Source organism: Aeromonas sp. R9-2 (genome assembly GCF_040908025.1).
In the GTDB taxonomy this organism is placed as follows: domain Bacteria; phylum Pseudomonadota; class Gammaproteobacteria; order Enterobacterales; family Aeromonadaceae; genus Aeromonas; species Aeromonas veronii.
Genome location: NZ_JBFOCX010000013.1, coordinates 23074 through 42149, shown reverse-complemented (window position 1 = coordinate 42149; position 19076 = coordinate 23074). Strand labels below are relative to the sequence as shown.

17 protein-coding genes are annotated in these 19076 nt (G+C 61.2%); 6 read left to right on the top strand and 11 right to left on the bottom strand.

Annotation, left to right across the window (positions count from 1 at the left end; genetic code table 11):
- Positions 1–209: 209 nt before the first annotated feature.
- Together katG and sgrR are read right to left on the bottom strand one after the other, a co-directional pair.
- Positions 210–2387, bottom strand: coding sequence for a catalase/peroxidase HPI (gene katG / locus AB5Y71_RS03560; RefSeq protein WP_368171014.1), 2178 nt, complete (start codon positions 2385–2387; stop codon positions 210–212).
- Positions 2388–2532: 145 nt separating this feature from the next.
- Complete coding sequence (sgrR, locus tag AB5Y71_RS03555) at positions 2533–4236, bottom strand: HTH-type transcriptional regulator SgrR (RefSeq protein ID WP_368171013.1); 1704 nt, start codon at positions 4234–4236, stop codon at positions 2533–2535.
- Between the two features lie 100 nt (positions 4237–4336).
- Between sgrR and AB5Y71_RS03550 the strand changes: the two genes are divergently transcribed.
- The 3 genes from AB5Y71_RS03550 to AB5Y71_RS03540 all read left to right on the top strand — a co-directional run bounded on the left by AB5Y71_RS03550 (position 4337) and on the right by AB5Y71_RS03540 (position 6665).
- Positions 4337–4513, top strand: a complete 177-nt coding sequence (locus tag AB5Y71_RS03550) for a hypothetical protein (RefSeq protein WP_005336463.1) — start codon at positions 4337–4339, stop codon at positions 4511–4513.
- Positions 4514–4663: 150 nt separating this feature from the next.
- The gene (locus AB5Y71_RS03545; protein ID WP_005355241.1) at positions 4664–5932 is read left to right on the top strand and encodes an O-acetylhomoserine aminocarboxypropyltransferase/cysteine synthase family protein; all 1269 of its coding nucleotides are present in this window, start codon (positions 4664–4666) and stop codon (positions 5930–5932) included.
- 106 nt (positions 5933–6038) lie between these two features.
- Positions 6039–6665, top strand: coding sequence for a glutathione S-transferase family protein (locus AB5Y71_RS03540; RefSeq protein ID WP_368171012.1), 627 nt, complete (start codon positions 6039–6041; stop codon positions 6663–6665).
- A 66-nt stretch (positions 6666–6731) separates the two neighbouring features.
- Here the strand turns inward: AB5Y71_RS03540 and AB5Y71_RS03535 are convergent, their stop codons facing one another.
- Both AB5Y71_RS03535 and AB5Y71_RS03530 read right to left on the bottom strand, forming a co-directional pair.
- The gene (locus AB5Y71_RS03535; RefSeq protein ID WP_005356804.1) at positions 6732–7631 is read right to left on the bottom strand and encodes a DMT family transporter; all 900 of its coding nucleotides are present in this window, start codon (positions 7629–7631) and stop codon (positions 6732–6734) included.
- Between the two features lie 137 nt (positions 7632–7768).
- Positions 7769–8209 carry a DUF2214 family protein gene (locus AB5Y71_RS03530; RefSeq protein WP_042081219.1) on the bottom strand — a complete coding sequence of 147 codons (441 nt, stop codon included), beginning with the start codon at positions 8207–8209 and terminating at the stop codon, positions 7769–7771.
- Between the two features lie 83 nt (positions 8210–8292).
- Between AB5Y71_RS03530 and AB5Y71_RS03525 the strand changes: the two genes are divergently transcribed.
- Positions 8293–9927, top strand: coding sequence for a diguanylate cyclase (locus tag AB5Y71_RS03525; protein ID WP_368171011.1), 1635 nt, complete (start codon positions 8293–8295; stop codon positions 9925–9927).
- A 115-nt stretch (positions 9928–10042) separates the two neighbouring features.
- On the opposite strand, the gene AB5Y71_RS03520 is transcribed toward AB5Y71_RS03525, so the two are convergent.
- The 6 genes from AB5Y71_RS03520 to AB5Y71_RS03495 are packed head-to-tail and all read right to left on the bottom strand — an operon-like array spanning position 10043 to position 15322.
- The gene (locus tag AB5Y71_RS03520) at positions 10043–10696 is read right to left on the bottom strand and encodes an HAD family phosphatase (RefSeq protein ID WP_019445452.1); all 654 of its coding nucleotides are present in this window, start codon (positions 10694–10696) and stop codon (positions 10043–10045) included.
- A 39-nt stretch (positions 10697–10735) separates the two neighbouring features.
- Positions 10736–11743 carry an ABC transporter ATP-binding protein gene (locus tag AB5Y71_RS03515; protein WP_368171010.1) on the bottom strand — a complete coding sequence of 336 codons (1008 nt, stop codon included), beginning with the start codon at positions 11741–11743 and terminating at the stop codon, positions 10736–10738.
- 6 nt (positions 11744–11749) lie between these two features.
- On the bottom strand, positions 11750–12526 hold the full coding sequence (locus tag AB5Y71_RS03510) for an ABC transporter permease (RefSeq protein WP_005355251.1): 777 nt from the start codon (positions 12524–12526) through the stop codon (positions 11750–11752).
- Complete coding sequence (locus AB5Y71_RS03505; protein ID WP_159142691.1) at positions 12519–13418, bottom strand: ABC transporter permease subunit; 900 nt, start codon at positions 13416–13418, stop codon at positions 12519–12521. The genes AB5Y71_RS03510 and AB5Y71_RS03505 overlap by 8 nt, the downstream gene beginning before the upstream one ends.
- Complete coding sequence (locus tag AB5Y71_RS03500) at positions 13418–14251, bottom strand: alkaline phosphatase family protein (protein WP_201902384.1); 834 nt, start codon at positions 14249–14251, stop codon at positions 13418–13420. Before AB5Y71_RS03500 ends, AB5Y71_RS03505 begins: the two co-directional genes overlap by 1 nt.
- Before the next feature lie 9 nt (positions 14252–14260).
- The gene (locus tag AB5Y71_RS03495; RefSeq protein ID WP_005355254.1) at positions 14261–15322 is read right to left on the bottom strand and encodes an ABC transporter substrate-binding protein; all 1062 of its coding nucleotides are present in this window, start codon (positions 15320–15322) and stop codon (positions 14261–14263) included.
- Positions 15323–15520: 198 nt separating this feature from the next.
- Here AB5Y71_RS03495 and AB5Y71_RS03490 point away from each other — a divergent pair, with 198 nt between their 5' ends.
- Positions 15521–16351 (top strand): UTRA domain-containing protein, encoded by an 831-nt coding sequence (locus AB5Y71_RS03490; protein ID WP_368171104.1) that lies wholly within the window; start codon positions 15521–15523, stop codon positions 16349–16351.
- A 40-nt stretch (positions 16352–16391) separates the two neighbouring features.
- On the opposite strand, the gene AB5Y71_RS03485 is transcribed toward AB5Y71_RS03490, so the two are convergent.
- Complete coding sequence (locus AB5Y71_RS03485; protein WP_005336490.1) at positions 16392–17156, bottom strand: helix-turn-helix transcriptional regulator; 765 nt, start codon at positions 17154–17156, stop codon at positions 16392–16394.
- 1276 nt (positions 17157–18432) lie between these two features.
- Here AB5Y71_RS03485 and AB5Y71_RS03480 point away from each other — a divergent pair.
- On the top strand, positions 18433–19059 hold the full coding sequence (locus tag AB5Y71_RS03480) for a porin family protein (RefSeq protein ID WP_021231774.1): 627 nt from the start codon (positions 18433–18435) through the stop codon (positions 19057–19059).
- The last annotated feature ends 17 nt before the right edge of the window (positions 19060–19076 follow it).

Sequence of the window (19076 nt, the reverse complement as noted above, 5' to 3'; positions counted from 1 at the left end):
CCAATGGGGTGGCAGCCGGGCATCACCAGCGGATCAGCATGTTACATGATACTGCTGGCCCAAGCACAGGGATGCCAGCGGCCCTGCGATACCGGCCAGCGGGTGTCGCAGCGCGGCGGATTGTAGGGCTGCACAGAAAAGCGGGCAGTAAAAAGCCCCGCACATCTTGGCTGTGCGGGGCTGGTGCAGATAACCAAACGGCTTGGGGACTAGCCGAGCAGATCGAAGCGATCCGCATTCATCACCTTGTTCCAGGCGGTGATGAAGTCACAGACAAACTTCTCCTTGTTGTCATCCTGGGCATAGACCTCGGCATAGGCGCGCAGCACCGAGTTGGAGCCGAACACCAGATCCACCCGAGTGGCCGTCCACTTCAGCGCGCCGCTGCGGCGATCGCGGATCTCGTAGAGATTGCTCGCTTTCGGCAGCCACTGGTAGCCCATGTCGGTCAGGTTGACGAAGAAGTCGTTGCTGAGCACCCCGACCCGGTCGGTAAAGACCCCGTGCCCGGTACAGCCGTGGTTGGTGCCGAGCACCCGCATCCCGCCGACCAGCGCCGTCATCTCGCAGGCGGTGAGCCCCATCAGCTGGGCGCGATCCAGCAGCAGCTCCTCCGCAGTCACCACATAGTCCTGCTTGAGCCAGTTACGGAAGCCATCGGCCAACGGCTCCAGCACCTCGAACGAGGCCACATCGGTCTGGGCCTGAGTGGCGTCCCCCCGGCCCGGCGCAAACGGCACGCTCACCGTCACTCCGGCAGCCTGGGCAGCCTGCTCGATGGCTAGGTTGCCCCCCAGCACGATGAGATCCGCGACGCTGACGCCACACTCGGCCGCCAGCTTGTCATAGACCGCCAGCACCTTCGCCAGCCGCGCCGGTTCATTGCCCGGCCAATCCTTCTGCGGCGCCAGCCGGATGCGGGCGCCGTTGGCACCGCCCCGCTTGTCGGAGCCTCGGAAGGTACGGGCACTATCCCAGGCGGTACTCACCCGCTCGCTGATGGAGAGGCCGCTGGCGGCAATCCTGGCCTTCACCGCTGCCACGTCATAATCGGCACGTCCGGCTGGCACCGGATCCTGCCAGATCAGATCTTCTGTCGGCACATAGGGGCCGACATAGCGGCTCTTCGGCCCCATATCCCTGTGGGTCAGCTTGAACCAGGCGCGGGCAAAGGCGTCGGAGAAGGCCGCCGGGTCATCGCGGAAGCGCTCGGCAATCTTGCGATACTCGGGGTCGAATTTGAGCGCCATGTCGGCATCCGTCATCATGGGTTTGCAGCGGATCGACGGATCCTCCACATCCACCGGCATATCCTCTTCGGCGATATTGATCGGTTCCCACTGATGGGCCCCCGCCGGAGATTTTTGCAACCACCAGTCGTACTTGAACAGCAGCTCGAAGTAGCCGTTGTCCCATTGGGTCGGGTGGGTGGTCCAGGCCCCTTCGATGCCACTGGTCACAGTGTTGCGGCCGATGCCGCGGCTGTGGTGATTGATCCAGCCCAGCCCCTGCTCCTCGAGGCTGGCCCCTTCCGGCTCGGGCCCAAGCTGTTTGGCATCGCCGTTGCCGTGGGCCTTGCCGACTGTGTGACCACCGGCGGTCAGCGCCACCGTCTCTTCATCATCCATCGCCATGCGGGCGAAGGTGACTCGCATATCTTGCGCGGTTTTCAGGGGATCGGGCTGGCCATCCACCCCTTCCGGGTTGACGTAGATAAGCCCCATCATCACCGCCGCCAGCGGGTTTTCCAGATCCCGCTCACCGGAGTAACGACCACCCGGCTTGCCGCTGGGCGCTAGCCACTCTTTCTCCGACCCCCAGTAGATATCCTTCTCCGGGTGCCAGATATCCTCGCGGCCAAAGGCGAAACCGAAGGTCTTGAGCCCCATGGACTCATAAGCCACAGTGCCCGCCAGAATGATCAGGTCGGCCCAGCTGATCTTGTTGCCGTACTTCTTCTTGATGGGCCACAGCAGGCGGCGGGCCTTGTCGAGGTTGGCGTTATCCGGCCAGGAGTTGAGGGGGGCAAAACGCTGGTTGCCGCTGCCGCCACCGCCGCGGCCATCGGCGATGCGGTAAGTCCCGGCCGAGTGCCAGGCCATGCGGATCATCAGGCCGCCGTAGTGGCCCCAGTCGGCGGGCCACCACTCCTGACTGTCGGTCATCAGGGCGGTCACATCCTGCTTGAGGGCCGCCATATCGAGCCCCTTCAAGGCTTGCCGATAGTTGAAACCGGCCCCCAGCGGATTGGTCTTGGTATCGTGTTGGTGAAGAATGTCGAGGTTGAGGCTCTTCGGCCACCACTCCATTCTGGACGTCTCGACGGAGGTGGTTCCCCCGTGCATGACCGGGCATTTTCCTGCGGAACTGTCTGAATTGTTGCTCATCGTTTTCCTCATTTGCTCTGCTGTCCATAACCTGAAACAGCATGGCACAGAGGCGTGACACAAACTGTGCAGCAGCGGCCGATTTACGGATCTTTCACGCAAGCGGCCACGGAGCACTCGTCAGCCGCGACAGAAATTGGACGAACTATGGCGCCTCTGCGGGTTGATGGGTCGGCTCGGGCCGCAGCCAGGCGCTGCGAAAATCGAACCAGCCGAGCGCCGTCATCCGCACCCCGTGCACGCCGACCCGGCTCTCCAGCTCCAGCCAGTGGTGAAACAGCGGCACAAACCAGCTCTGCTGCTGCACAGTTGCCAGCAGGGCGCGGGGGCCGGGCTCCTCACCGCTGGCGCGCCACTGCATCAACCCTTGCCACAACTCATGCTGACTGCTCCACACCTTGCGCAGCAACGGGGTGCCCTGCAACCAGGCGTAGGGGGCAAAGGGGCCAGCATGTTCGAGGTTGAGGGTGCCGAGCCAGAGATCCACGTCTTCATCCTCGCCACTCACCCAGCGGCCATAATCGAGGGTGCGCACCTCGAGCCGGATCCCCTGCTCTGCCAGCAGGCTGCTCATGGCGTTGGCGCACTCGTTGAACTCCAGATGCTGGTTGAAACAGGCCAGCACCAAGGTCGTCGGCAACTGCGCCGGTGTGGGCAAGGGGGCGGGCAGTGCTTCGCGCCAGTGGGGCAGCAGGCCGAGGGCGCTGGTCCAGCCCCGTTGCAACTCGGGGGCGACCCGCCCCATCAGAGCCACCGGATTGAGCAGCTGGCCCAGCCACTGGCGCAGGGCGGGATCCTGCAAGGATCCGGAACGATCGTCCTGCAGCAGGAAGTAGCAGCCCGACTCCAGCTCCGATTCGCCGCGCATGGTACCGAGCTCAGGGCTGTCGCGCCCCAGCTGCAGGTGGGTCTCCAGCCGCTCCGCCAATTCCGGTAGCATCCAGATGTCGATCTCGTCGAGCAGGGCGCGCAGGCCGAAGTAGTCGTCAAACGCCGCAAGGCAAAGATGCAGGGGATCGTTCACAGCCACCCGGTAAGGGCCGGTGCCCACAGGTCGCAGGGCAAAGCCCGCCTCCCCCTTGAGCTCTCGCGGCAAAATGGTCGCCACCGGCTCCGCCAGCAGGTGGGGCAGCCAGGGATCCGGGCTGTCGAGATAGAGATCCAGGGTGCGCGGCCAGGGGCTCTCCAGCCGATCCAGATGGGCGAACAGCGGGCGATCCCGCAGGGCCAGCAGACTCTCCATCACATCTTCCACCACCAGCTCGCGACCGTGGTGAAAACGCACCGCCGGGCGCAGATAGAAGCGCCAGTGACAGGGGCCTAGACACTCCCAGTGGTGGGCCAGATCCCCTTCGATTTCCCCATTTTCCTCATTTCGCCGGGTGAGGCCGTTGAAGATCTGGCGGCTCAGGTGAATTTCGGAGCGGCGCATCGGGCCGGTGGGCAGCAACTGCGGCAGCGGCCGGTAGTAGGGCACCCGCAGGATCTGGCGCCCCTCGCGGGTGGCCTGACCGAGCTGCTCTATCAGCAACGGAGTGAGCAGATCGAGGCGATCTTCGGCCAGCCGCACCGCCTGTGCCAGCTGGCCCTGACTGAGCAGATCCCGCAAGCGGCGCCGGGTCAGGCTCTCCTGACTGTCGAGCAAGGTGAGCCGGGAGCGCCGCCCCCGCCCTGCTTCCGCCGACCAGCTGAGCCAGCCCTGATCCTGCATCCGCCGCAGCAGCAGACGGGCGTTGCGTGGGGTGCAGCAGAGCAGATCCGCCACCTCGGCGAGGCTGATCTCCCGCTCGTCGCTGCCAAGCAGCTGGGCGAGTCGTTGAAATTGCTGGTAGAGGCGACCGGTCGGCATAAAAGAGGAAATCCTGTTGCTATAAGTCATCAGTTTTTACTTCCGTATTTTAGCTCAATACTGCTGGCGAACGTGAGAACCACAGCAGAGGAACACCATCATGAGCCACGCCAACCCCCTCAAACCGAACCGGATCCAGCAGACCTTGCGCCGTTACTTCAAGCGGATCCTGCCGCGCCCGCTGCCACTTATCGAAGATCCCATGCAGCAGCTCAACCGCCTGATGCAGTGGGATATGAACCAGATCGATGACAAGGAGTATCGCCGTCGTCTCTGAGTGCGGGCCATACCAACCACTCGGGACACGCGTCCCCTGCGGGCGACATTGCTTTGCCGGAACTTGCTGTTTACATCGGCCACGGGCCTGATAGATTGGACGTCTATCCATCTATAACTGCCATAAGCAACATCCAACAAGGAGTGTGTGATGAAAGATGCGACCCTGGCCCTGCACCACGGCTTTTCCAACGACCCCACCACCAAGGCGGTCGCCGTGCCCATCTACCAGACGGTGGCCTACGAGTTCGAGAGCGCCCAGCACGGGGCGGATCTGTTCAATCTGGCGGTGCCGGGCAATATCTACACCCGCATCATGAACCCCACCAACGATGTGCTGGAGCAGCGGATGGCCGCACTGGAAGGGGGGATCGCCGCGCTGGTGGTCTCGGCAGGTTCCGCCGCCATCACCTACGCCATTCAGGCGCTGACCGCCGCCGGTGACAACATTGTCTCCACGCCCCAGCTCTATGGCGGCACCTACACCTTGTTCGCCCACATGCTGCCGAGTTTCGGGGTCGAGGTGCGCTTCGCCAAGGATGACAGCGCCGAAGCCATCGCCGCCCTCATCGACGACAAGACCAAGGCAGTCTACTGCGAGAGCATCGGCAACCCGGCGGGCAACATCGTCGATCTGGCCGCGCTGGCCAAGGCCGCCCACGCCCGTGGCGTGCCGCTCATCGTCGACAACACAGTCGCCACCCCGGTGCTCTGCAAGCCCATCGAACATGGCGCCGATATCGTGGTGCACAGCCTGACCAAATATGTCGGCGGCCACGGCAACTCGCTGGGCGGCGTGGTGGTCGACTCGGGCAAGTTCCCCTGGGCGGATCACGCCGAGCGCTTCCCCCAGCTGACCAAACCCGAGCCCTCCTACCACGGGGTGGTCTACACCGAGGCCTTTGGCCCGGCCGCCTTTATCGGGCGGGTGCGTACCGTGCCGCTGCGCAATACCGGCGCGGCGCTGGCGCCGATGAACGCCTTCCTGCTGCTGCAAGGGCTGGAGACCCTGAGCCTGCGCATGGAGCGCCACGTGGATAACGCTCTGCGGGTCGCCCACCACCTCAAGCATCACCCCAAGGTGGCCTGGGTCAGCTACGCCGGTCTGCCGGGTCATCCCCACTATCTGCTGGCAGAGAAGTACATGGCCGGTCGCCCCTCGGCCATCCTCTCGTTCGGTCTGAAGGATGGTTACGAGGCGGGCGTGCGCTTCTACGATGCGCTCAAGATCTTCAAGCGGCTGGTCAACATCGGCGATGCCAAGTCGCTGGCCTGCCACCCCGCCTCCACCACCCATCGCCAGTTGAGCGAGGAGGAGCAGGCCAAGGCTGGGGTGAAACCGGAGATGATCCGGCTGTCGGTGGGGATCGAGGCGATCGAGGACATTCTGGCGGATCTGGATCAGGCGCTGGAGGCCTGAGTCAGTCAACGAGGGAGCGGGCATCAGCCCGCTCTTTTTTAGCCATCGGTGAACCGCCCCCCTCGCCCGTTCGTACACACTTTCCTGCCACCGAATCGAGGTCGTTATGATAGTCCTGCACCACCTGAACAAATCCCGCTCCCAGCGCATCATCTGGCTGCTCGAAGAGCTGGGCCTGCCCTATGAGATCAAGGCTTACCAGCGCGATGCCGCCACCTTTCTGGCGCCGCCCGAGCTCAAGGCCATCCACCCCCTCGGCAAGTCGCCGGTCATCGAGTTCGACGGCCGGGTGCTGGCGGAATCGGGGGCCATCACCGAGTACCTGATCGCCCGCTATGCTGCCGATCGGCTGGCACCGGCACCAGATAGCCCGGAGTATCCCGAATATCTGCAGTGGCTCCACTTTGCCGAGAGCTCGGGCATTCTGCCGCTGCTGCTCGACATGTTCGTGCGCAAGGATGGCAGCCCGATGCGCTTCCTGCCGGACTACGCCAAGGCGGAGTGTGCCAAGGTGCTGGGCTACCTCAATGAGGTACTGGCGAGTCGCCACTATCTGGTGGGGGATCGCCTCTCCGGCGCCGACATCATGAACTCCTTCCTGGTGGATCTGCTGGCGCAAAGCGGCCAGCTGGCACACTTCCCGCATCTGCAAGCCTATTGGGAACTCCTCAATACCCATCCGGCCCGTCAGAAGGCGGTAGAGCTGGAGCGCGAGCTGGATCAGCGCCCCTGATCCGAATCGCCATCATGCAAAACGCCCCGACTGTCGGGGCGTTTTTGTTATGCAGCGGGCTGCGGTTTACTTGGTCGCGGGCACCTTGTCCCGGCGCGACTTCCACCACCATCTCAAGCGGATCTGGGAGATCAGCATCCCCGCCAGCATCAGGGCGCAACCGGCAATGGCCCGCTCATCCAACGTCTCACCCAACAGCAACACGCCCCCCACGGCGGCAAAGACGGTCTCCAGACTGAGGATGATGGCGGCATGGGCAGGATGGGCGCCCCGCTGCCCCACCACCTGCAGGGTATAACCCACCCCGACCGATACCAATCCGGCATAGAGCAGCGCCTGCCAACCGGCCACAGCGCCGCTAACAGTCGGAGTTTCAATAACAAAAGCAGTGGCAAGGCTAAGCAGGCCGCAGACTACGAACTGCACTCCGGCCAGCTTGATGGGAGCAACACGGTTGGAGTAGTGATCCACCAGCAGCAGGTGAACGGCCCAGAAGAGAGCACCGACTACCTGCAACAGATCGCCAAAGCCGATAGTGAACTCGTCGGTGACGCTCAGTACATAGAGACCGGCCAGCGCAATGACGGCGCCGATCCAGGTATTGAGACCACTCTTGTGGCGCAGCAGTAGCCCCAGTACCGGCACCAGAATGATGTAGAGCCCGGTGATAAAACCGGCCTTGGCGGCAGTGGTATAGAGCAGCCCCACCTGCTGCAGGGAGGCGGCACAGAACAGCACCAGCCCGGCCAGCACACCACCGATCAGCAGCTGGCGATGGTCGCCCGCGACGGCAACAGGTTGTCGGGATTTGAGCCACCAGAGCAGCGGCAGCAGGGAGAGGGCGCCGAGCAGAAAGCGCAGGCCATTGAAGGTATAGGGCCCCATGTGATCCATCCCGAGGCGCTGGGCGACAAAGCCCATACCCCAGATGGTGGCAGCCATCAGCAACATCAGATTGGAGCGCATGGCGATTCTTCCTTAAATCGGCGCGTGACGGGTTATCCGATCCAAGATACCCGCCTCCCTATCCTCTTGTCTCCACTCTTTGTCTGCGCTCTCGCTCTCCACGCTCTGCATCGCACTGCTTTTGAGCACCGCGAGTGTTACAGCAGCGAGGGCTTGGTGAACACGGCCAACAGGGCAATCAGTAGCAGATTGCCCCGCAGGATCCACACCACCCGGAAGTGCTGCTGGATGGAGATCATCGGCGCCTTGCCCAGACGCAGGGCACGACGCCAGCGATAGAAGAGGCGGCTGGGATAAACGAGGGAGCCGACAATTAGCAGAAACAGCCCCATCTTGAGGCCGTGGGCAGGATAGGCAAAGATCTCTGCCACCGAGCTGGCATGCTCGAGGGCCAGCAGACACCCGGTGGCAAAGATGGAGAAGAGCGCCAGCGCAGCCACCCCATCTGCCAGCAGCAGGCGGCGCACTCGCAGCATGTTCAGGCCGCGCCGGAAGATCAGATACTCGACACAGAGGGCAAGGATTAGCACCGCTATGCTGCCATAATGAATCATTGAGAGCAGAGTGTGGTTCAGCATCGGAAACATCTCATTTTCTGCCTTTAGACGAGCCGCACCGCATCATATATGCTGGTGTCACCCGAGACGAAAAGGATCCGTTCATGTCCCCCACCAAACCCAAGAACACTTGGTCTTTGATCACCCGCATGCGGCTGGGCCTCCTCTTGCTCTTTATCCCTGTGTTGCTGCTCGGCAGCATCTACTACCTGCATATGGAGCGCACCCTGCGCCACGAGCAGCAACAATATCTGATTGCTCGCAACACCCAGTATTTCCATACCCTGATCGAACCCTATCTGGCGACCCTCAAACGCCAGTTTACGCTCATTTATCAGCAGGTAAATTATCAGGATTTCAGCGGCCCGGAGATCCGCAACGGCGAGCGCTACCTGCAACAGTGGCAGGCCTATCACAAGGTGATGGAGCTCGATTACGTCTACGTGGGTACCGAGCATCGCAAGATGCTGATCCACCCCTCCTGGCAGGCCGACGAGAAGTTCGATCCCAGAACCCGCCCCTGGTATCTGCTGGCATCCAGCCATCCCGGACAGATTGTCTGGACCGATCCTTATTACGACTACACCTTGGGCACTCTCACCATGGCGCTGGCCAGGGTGATTGAAGATCCTGACGGCAAGCGGGTTGGCGTGCTCTCGCTGGATACCCAACTCACCCCCCTCGCCAACTGGCTAAACAGTCGGCATGATCAGAGTCACCATCTGGGCAATGGCTATCAGATCCTGCTCAACCATGACGGGCTGGTGCTGGCCCATCCGGATCGTGAACGGGTATTCAAACCCCTCACCCACCCCGACTGGCTGGCCCGGATGCAACAGCCGCAGGGCTTTTTCCTCGATGATGCCAGCGGCACGATGGTCTCCTACTACCGCATCCCCGAGCAGCGCTGGATCCTGCTCAGCGTCGAGCCGACTGCCAGCATGCAGCAGGTGATCGACAGCGTCTCCATCAACGTGCAGCTGATGATTGCCGTCGCCTGCATCCTCTATCTGCTGCTGGCCCTGCTCTGGTCCCGTTACTTCCGCCGGATGCTGGGGGAGATCACTCTGCTGATCCGCGCCAGCCGCTCCGGCGGTATCGCCTACAACGGCCGCCGTATGCTGGAGCTGGCCAAGGTCTATGAAGAGATGGATGCCGCCAGCCAGGACTTTGCCCAGATCCGCCTGCAAGCCCATCAGGACAAACTCACCGGGCTCTACAATCGTCGCTTCTTCGACGAGTGCCTGCAGAAGCAGCTCAACAGTGGCGCTCCCTTCGGGGTGGTGATGTTCGATCTGGATGATTTCAAGCGGGTCAACGATACCCATGGCCATCAGGCAGGGGATGTGGTGCTCAAGCGGGTGAGCAAGCTGGGCATGAATCTGTTCCACGAGTGGGGCTGGTTCTGCCGCTATGGCGGCGAGGAGCTGGTGCTGATCTTCCGTTACGGCGAAGAGCAGCCGATGCTTCCCTCACTGCTGGAAGCGTTCCGGCTCGGGGTGGAGCAGCTGGAGTGGCGCGAACCCGATCTCACCATCACCATCAGCGGCGGGGTGGCTTTCAGCCGCTCCGGGCTCTCGGCCAAAGAGCTGGTGGAACTGGCCGACAAGGGGGTCTATCAAGCCAAGCGGGAGGGGAAAAACCGTATCTGTTTCCCGCTGCGCCACACCCCTCACCAGAGTGCCGAGGAGGAAGTGCCCGCCTTTGGCGAGCCTCAGCAACAAACCAACGAGGGGTAGCCACAGCGGCCAGCATCAACCACAACGTCGTCAGTAAAAACAAAGAGAGAGGCTCCTGCCTCTCTCTTTGTTTTTCGTGCTTCTTGCCGCACGTTAAGCCTGTGTGACGCACGACTCAGCGCTGCCACTCCCACACCGGCCAACCCAGCTCCTCGGCTTGCTGGCGCAGCGCGGGGGCAGGATTGACCGCATGGGGATGGCTCACCGCCCGCAGCATGGGCAGATCGTTATGGGAGTCGCTGTAGCCAAAGCTCCCCTGCCAGAGGTGGTCCCTGCCGGCAAACAGCTGGTTGATGCGGGCCACCTTGCCCTCGCGAAAGCTGAGGGTGCCACGGGTCTGGCCGGTCAGCATCCCCTCCTCCTCATCGAGCAAAATGGCGACGCAGTGATCCATCCCCAGCATCTTCGCCATGGGCGCCACCAGATGCTCGCCGGAGGCGGAGATGAGCACCAGGTCGTCTCCCCGCTCCCGATGCCATTCGATGCGCGCCAACCCCTCGGGGTAGAGGCGCTCGCGCAGCACCTGCTCGGCAAAGCGGGTAGAGAGCGAGTCGAGCCATTGGCGCGTCTTGCCCGCCAGCGGTTGCAGGGTGAAGGCCATGTACTGGTGCATATCCATCTTGCCCTGATGGTAGAGGGACATCATGGCCTGCTCCTCCGCGATCATGCTGGCGGGCGCCAGCTCCTCGGCCACCATGTACTCCAGCCAGAGGCTGGCGGAATCCCCCGCAATCAGGGTCTCGTCCAGATCAAACAGTGCCAGTGCCATGGGCGCTCCTCGCAGTGAAAATGGAAATGAAATGCGGCCTCATGCTACCTCACAGAGTTGATCCCGGGCCACCGCCAGGGTCACGGCACTGCCGGTGGCCAGCAGATCGCCAGCCGAACGGTTGAGGCAATCCACCGTCAACAGCCCCGCCTCGCACTCCACCTGATAGCGGATGACGTTGCCGAGCAGCTGCTGCTGGCGAACGATGCCGGGCAGGCTGGGCTCGCTGCTGGCCGCCCCGGCGGGCAGCAGGGTGATGGACTCCGGCCGCAGCGCCAGCTTGCCCTGAAAACGGGGGCCGAACAGCGACTTGCCCTGCTCTGCGCCGAGCAGGTTGTAGTTGCCGATAAAGCTCGCCACAAACTCGCTGGCGGGACGGGTGTAGATCTCCTCCGGCGTGCCGCTCTGGACGATGGATCCCTTGTTCATCAGGAAGATCCGATCCGACATGGTGAGCGCCTCCTCCTGATCGTGGGTCACGAAGATGGTGGTGAGTTCGAGCCGCTGCTGGATCTCGCGGATCTGCTGGCGCAGGCTGCGGCGGATGCGGGCATCAAGCGCCGAGAGCGGCTCGTCCAGCAGCAGGATCCGCGGCTGCACCACCAAAGCCCGGGCCAATGCCACCCGCTGGCGCTGGCCGCCGGAGAGTTCGCTCGGATAGCGGCGCTCGAAGCCGGTCAGCTCCACCAGCTCCAGCGCCTCCTGCACGCTGGCCGCCAGCTCCCGCCCCGGCTGGGGTTTCATCTTGAGGCCGAAGGCGACGTTGTCCCACACCGTCATGTTGGGGAACAGCGCATAGCTCTGGAACACCATGCCGATGCCCCGCTTCTGGGGCGCCTGCCAGGTGATCTCCTCACCGGCCACCCGCACCTGACCGCCATCCACCGGGGTGAGCCCGGCCAGCGCCCGCAGCAAGGTGGACTTGCCGCAGCCGGAGGGGCCGAGCAGGGTCACCAGCTCCCCCTTGCGAATGCCGAATTCGATCCCCTCGAACACCGGCGTATCGCCGTAGGATTTGTGCAACTGATTGACTTCTAAATGAAACATCTTGGATCACCGATGAAATCTGTTGGCTGCCCAGGTGAGCAGCAGGGTCAGCAGGAAGTAGCTCATCACCAGCGCACTGGTGAAGTGGCCCGAAGTGGCGCGCATGTTGTAGAGGTAAACCTGCAGGGTCTCGTAGCGGGTGCCCACCAGCATGTTGGCAAACACGAACTCGCCGAGCAGGAAGGAGAGCGAGAGAAACAGCGCCGCCAGCAGCCCCTTGCGCAGGCAGGGGATCACCACCAGCAGGAAGGCGCGCCGACTACTGGCCCCCAGCAGATGGGCAGCATCCATCAAATCCCTGAGCGGTACCCCTTGCAGGCTGTTGGCCAGCGCCCGATACATAAAGGGGAGCACCACGGTGAACCAGGTGCCGATCAGGATCCACGGCGTGCCGATGATGGGCAGAACGCCATCGGCGTAGATCTGCAGCAGCCCCACTGACGAGACCACAGGTGGCACCGCGAAGGGGAGCAGGATCAGCAGGTTCATCCAGGGATCCAGCTTTGGGAAGTAGTAGGCCACCACCAGCACTGTCGGTACCAGCACCAGGGTGCCCAGCAGCAGAGTGGCGAAGCAGACCAGGAGGCTGCGACCAAACGCCGCCAGAAAGCGCGGATCGCCCCACAGCTTGAGATACCAGTCGAGGGTGAAGCCGTCCGGCAGCAGGGTCGCCCCCCAGCGAGTGGAGATTGAGTAGAGAAACGTGGCCAGCAGCGGCAGCAGCAGGGTGGCGACCAGCCCACCCAGCACCCACTTGGGCCAGCGCGGCGTCAAATCATGCATGGGATTGCCCCTTGTTCACATAGCTCTTTTTCAGCAACCACTGGTTGGCGGCCGTCACCACTCCCAGCAGCACCATCAGGATCACCGCCAGCGCCGCCGCCATATTGGGTTCGAGGAAGATGTCGCCGGAGACCAGACTGGCCACCCGGATGGTCACCAGATTGAAGTTGCCGGTGGTGAGGGCATAGGCGGAGGCATAGGCCCCCACCGCGTTGGCAAACAGGATGATCAGGGTGCCGAGCAGCGCAGGCGTTAGCACCGGCAGCGCCACGTGCCACACATACTGCCCCTTGCTTGCGCCGAGCAGCGCGGCCGCTTGCGGCCACTCATCCTGCAGCGCATCGAAGGCCGGATAGAGCAGCAGCAAGGCGAGCGGGATCTGGAAGTAGGTGTAGATGAGGATAAGGCCACTGCCCGAGTAGAGGTTGAAGCCGTCGATCAGCCCCCAGGATTTCAGCAGCAGAGTCACCGCACCGTTGATGCCGAGAATGATGATAAAGGCGAATGCCAACGGCACACCGCTGAAGTTGCCGGTCATGGTGACGAAGGCCAGCAGCACCCGCTTGACCCGCTCACCGCTGTGACGTAGCGCTGCCGCCCCGAGGGTGCCGATGGCAAGCCCCGCCAGACTGGCGATACCGGCGATGCGTAACGAGTTGCCGAACGATTGCAGGTAGAAGGGGGAGCTCAAAATCTCCCGGTAGTAGTCGATGCCCCAGCCATCCGGGGTCTGGAAACTGCCCACCAGCACCCACACCATGGGAGCGAGCTGGAACAGGATCATCAAGAGGATAAACGGCAGCAGCACCAGCGCGGGCAGCCAGTGGCGGCGCACCCTGTGCTTGGTGGCCACGGGTTGATCCACGAGGATCTCGGTGGTTGCAGGCATCATCAGTGTACCTCGCGCATAAAGGCCGCCTTGAGCAATGGTGGCGCTGCCGGCTTGTCGTGGGGGATGCCCAGCAGATCCGCCATCAGGGCGCAGAGCTGGGTCTGGGCGATCACCACCCCATCCGGCCAGCGCTCGATAAAGGCATCGCCAAACAGCCAGAGTGGCACGGTGCGCTCTTCGGGCAGGGTGCCGCCGTGGCTCTGGTCGTTGTTCATGCCGTGATCCGAGGTGATCACCACCTGATACCCCTCCGCCAGCCACTGGGGCAGCAGATCGGCCAGCAAGCTGTCCATGCGGCGCGCCTGATTGCGGTACTGGCGGGAATCGAGGCCAAACTTGTGGCCCGCATCGTCCACCCCCATCGGGTGGAGCAGCAGAAAATCGGGGTCGTACTGGCTGCGCAGCCATTCCCCATCCATCAGCAGATGGCTGTCGGGGTAGTGGTCATCCCAGTAGAAGCAGCCGTGCTGAATAGGCAACTGCTCGTCGTGAGTAAAGCGATCACGGGCAGCCAGCCAAGGGCTGCGGTTGTAGAGTTCGCTCACCCAATGGTAGGCCGCCGCTGCGGTGCGTTTGCCCGCGGCGCGGGCCAGATGGAAGATGGAGTCATGCAGACTGAGGCGACTCACCCCGTTGTGGGTGATGCCGCTCACCACCGGCGGCACGCCGGTCAGGATGCACTCGTAGAGGGGTCGGGAGAGAGACGGCAGGGCAGCATTCAGGGTCGTATGCAGGCCCCGCCCCGCCTCCACCATGCCACCGAGGTAGCCCATGGTGTGGGCTACCTCGGCTGCCAGACCATCCACAAGTACCACTATCACCTTGTGTTGCACTGGATTCCCTTACTGCATGTTGATCATGACGGTTTCTTGCCATTGGCGCGGCAGGGCTTTGGAGCTCTGCTCCCAGGCGGCGTGATCCTGCACCGGCTTGGCATTGGCGTACTGCTCGGCTGGCAGCAGCTTGGCCTTCACGTCATCCGGCAGAGTCACGTTGCTGCGGATCGGACGGGCGTAGCCGCGGGCCAGGTTGATTTGACCGGCATCGGAGAGGATGTATTCCCGCGCCAGTTTGGCGGCGTTGGGGTTCTTGGCCCACTTGTTGATGATGGTGGTGTAACCGGCAATGACGGAGCCGTCACTCGGGATCACCACATCAAACTTCTTGGGGTCGATCTGGTCGCGGTAGTTGAGGGCGTTGAAGTCCCACAGCACCCCTACTTCCACCTCGCCCTTCTCGATATTGGCGATGGTGGGATCGTTCAGGGAGAGGCGGCCCTGCTTGGCCAGCTGACCGAACAGCTCCAGAGCAGGTTTCAGATTCTTCTCGCTACCGCCGGTGGCATAGGCCGCCGCCAGCACGCCGTTGTTGGCCTGGGAGGCTACGCCCACATCACCCAGGGTCACCTTGTAGTCGCCACCCAGCAGGGATTGCCAGCTGGTGGGGGCGGCCTTGACCAGATCCTTGTTGATCAGGAAGGCGATGGTGCCGGTATAGGCCAGCATCCAGTGACCGTCGGCGTCCTTGGCCCAGTTGGGAATATCGGCCCAGGTGGAGGGTTTGTAGGGCTGGGTAACACCCTGCTTGACCGCAACCGGACCGAAGGCGCCGCCCACGTCGCCGATATCGGCGGTGGCATTGGCCTTCTCGGCGGCGAACTTGGCGATCTCCTGCGCCGAGCTCATGTCGGTATCCTGATGCTTGATGCCGTAGATGCTGCCCAGCTGCTGCCAGGTATCCTTCCAGTTGGCCCAGCTGTCGGGCATGCCGATGCTGTGGAGCTGGCCTTCGCCACGGGCGGCCTTTTCGAGATCCGCGATATTTTCGGCTGCATAGCTATTTGTGGCAAACAACGGTTGGCTGATGGCCACCATGGCCAGTGCACTTGCGATCACGCTTTTCATCATCCCATCCCTCTGGACTAGGTCAGTTAAGGTTCGAGAGGGATGCTAGAGGGGAATTGTGACGGTGGCGGGGCGCTTTAATGGCAGTTTGATGACAATCACCCTGTCATGGCGCTGTCATCCACAACAGTTACAACTCTGAACCCGAGTGAGACTGGACTATTCCAGTAAGGGATTGGCCAGCCACCCGCCTTCTGAATAAGCAACAGGGACAAGAGTGTGACCGAGCCGAGATTGAGTGAGCAGAGAGTGAACGAACAGAGCATGGCCGATGGCCGCTCCTCCTCCAAGTGTGAACAGATTTGCCAGACCCTGCGCCGCTATATCGGCAGCGGCCAATTGGGGGCCGGGCAGCAGTTGCCCGCCGAACGGGCCCTGAGCGAGCGTTTCTCTACCACCCGCATCACTATCAAGGAGGCGCTCTCCAGCCTCGAAGCGGATGGCCTTATCTACCGGGCCGAGCGGCGTGGCTGGTTCGTTGCGCCGCCCCGCCTCACCTACGATCCCGCCATCCACACCCACTTTCACCAGTGGATCGGCGAGCAGCAGCGCACCGCCGAAACCCGGGTGCTGGCCCACGGCAGCGAGCTCGCCAGCAGCGAGCTCTGCCGCTGGATGGGGCTGGATCCTTTTACGCCGCTGTATGAAATTCGCCGCCTGCGCCTGATCGACGGCCGCCCTGTGCTCCACGTCAGCCACCATCTGCTGGCGAGTCGCTTTCCCGATATCGCCAGCGCGCCGCTGGCCAACTCCCTCACCGAGCTCTATCAGCAGCGCTATGGCATAGGCCAGGGCGGGGCGAGTCTCGAGATCACCCCCTCGGCGGCGCGCGGCGCCATCGCCCGCGCCCTCAATCTGGCGGAGGGGAGCGCGGTACTGCGGCTGGTGCGGGTCAATTACGACGAGCGGGGTGGTCTGGTGGATTGCGATATCGAGCACTGGCGGCCGGATGCCATCCGCATTTGTCTGGATACGCGAGCATTGCAGCCGCCCGCAGGCAAGCTGCAACAAACCTGGGTCGCCGATTAGACTCCAGCCAACAGAGCGGATCCCGCAGGATCCGCCGGGATCAGTTGTCGATATTGGGGATCATGTCGTCGAAGCTCTGGTAGCCGCAGTCGGCCAGTTGCAGCGACATGGTGTAGGTCTTGGCGTGCTCCTGCTGGCCGATGGCGGGGCGGTTGAGCTTGATCTCCTGATGCCAGTACTCCTTCATCCGGTCGATCAGCGCCATCGCCTCCCCCTCGTTGAGGTGCAGCTGACAGAGCGCCATATAGTTGTTCGACTTGTGCATGTTCTCCACCAGATACTCCCCCAGCACCGACATTGCCTGCCGTGCCTGCTGACGGGCGAAACGGCTGTGCTGCTCGAAGCTGATCCGCTCGCTGATGAGGAAGTGGTAACTGTTGTCGATACCGAGCTGCAAAATGCCGAGCTTCTCCAGCTTGCGCAGATAGAGGTAGCAGGAGGCATCGGTCAGGCCGTACTCCCGCTTGAGATCGATCAGCGTCTTGTCGCGCCAGAAGATATTGGCGAGAAAGGCGTAGAGCCCCGGCTCGTTGTGAAACGCCTCGTCCTGCTCCTGAGTGAAGACGGCGCGGCGGCTCTGGGCGTCCTGAGTGCGATCCAGCAACTCCTCGAACGAGAGCCCCACCAGATGGCAGATCTCCAGCAGAGTATCGAACGGCAGCGAGGGCTTGTTCATCATCCGTTTCACGGTCGCGATGGAGACACCCATGGCTTCTGCCAGGGTCTGATAGCGGATCCCCTTGTCGGTCAGGGTCTTCTTCAGGGTGTCGAGAATATTGTTGGCCAGGGTCTGGCTGTAGGTCATGCCACTCTTCCTTGTTATCGCACTTTCATTGCATGGTTATGCCGAGTCAGCTTCTGACCTGTTTTTACCTTCAAGGCTCAGATATTGACACCGAAAAAACAGCCTAGAGAAAAAATCGCCTACAACATCAATCAGGACAGACCAGTTGAACGATGAGGGCGCAAAATCTGACACCAGACAGTGCATATCTTTCAACCCGCAAACATTTTGCTAGTGCTGCATAGAACATCGCGCATAATCGAAACGTATCGAATTCAAGACCCTTCCTGGTTGAGAAATCGATTGTTTGCTTCCAAATTTTTATCTTTTAAACCGTAAGGTTTTTTCTCTTTCCTGGCATTGGGCGGCGCCGATAGCACCGCCCTTTTCTTTTCCCTGAATTCGCAGGTCAGGTCAAGGGCCCCGGCAAGGGGAAGTGTCACCGGCCACCCGCCGCCTACTGATGCGCCAACCACCACGACCGCTCTGGCAAGGTATCCTAAACGATCATCAATAGCGTTTCATTGCCATTCAATATATTTAAATGGCTTGCTTGGAAAGCTTAAGCCAATATAAAAACGAATATAATAAAGTTATTTAAAAATCCAAAAACCTATCTTTTAAATAGCTTGTATATATAAGCAAACAAAATTAATCGGACCGCACGACCCATATCTGCTTATCACGCCTCATGCCCACCCCAACAACTGCGGCCGGGTGAAGAGAAAAGCCACCCACAAGCGCCCATTCGCGTATCTGATGGGCAACATGGCCCACGTAAAAACAGCCTCAAAAGACCACCAAAACCCTCAATGGGAACAATCCCAAACCTCAAAAAGAGCAAAAAACAGGCAAAAAGATAGATTTTTTTCTCACGGTTTCACCTTGAGAGGCGTTCAAAAAATCATCGAAAAGAGCCTGACGCCTGTGAGTGACATCTGAGATGCCAATTTTTAGACAACTCATCACGGCTATACTCGAATGAAAACTTAATGCCGTTACAAATCAATCACATAGAATCAAAACCAAACTCTCAGTCTGTCATTTGCCTCACCAGTTAATTATTTAAACCTCAATAAAGCTAAAACTCTAATAACACCATTTATTAAACAAAATGCCCCTGCTTGCAGCCAGTCATATTTAGAAGAATGGGGAAATCACTCTCTTGTTATTCAGAAATGTGCTGACTATACTGCGGCCCCTCTGTGAAAGCAGAGCAATGACGGAAATATAAAAAACTTCATGGATTGAGCAATATAAATCACACGCAGTTCACGCAACACAAGGTTATTTATCCATGAACAAGTTTAATAAAATTGCCGCTTTCTCCCTGCTTGCTCTGGCCATGAATGGCGGCGCCCATGCCGAAGGCTGGTATGCAGGTCTGGATCTGACTACCTCCAAGATGGATCTCGATGGTGCTGCCAAAGACGCCTATGACGCCAAAGTGATCGACGACCAGCTCGACGGCGGCAGCCTGATCGTGGGTTACAGCTTCAAACCCTGGCTGGCGGTTGAAGGTGGCTTGCACGCCCAACAGATGGATCAGCTGACCTGGGTAACCTCCCCGATTGCAAGCGGCTTTGCCGACACCACCATCGAAACCCGCAGCATCAGCCTGGCCGCCAAGCTGAGCCAGCCGCTGGCCTGGGGCTTCAGCGCTTATGCCAAACCGGGTATCGCCTACACCCGCACCGAATTGGAAGTTGTCGGCAACGCCACCTTCCTCGGTTTCAGCGATCAGGTAAGCAAGAGCGCAACCAAGAGCAAGGTACACCCCAATCTGGAAGTAGGTCTGGACTACGCCTTCAACGACCACTTCTCTGCCGGTATCGGTTACGAGCGCCAGTTCGACGCCCTGAGCCTGGGTGACGAGCACTACTCTCTGGATACCTTCAAGCTGGGTCTGCGTTACCACTTCTAAGTCGCGCCGCGTCAGTA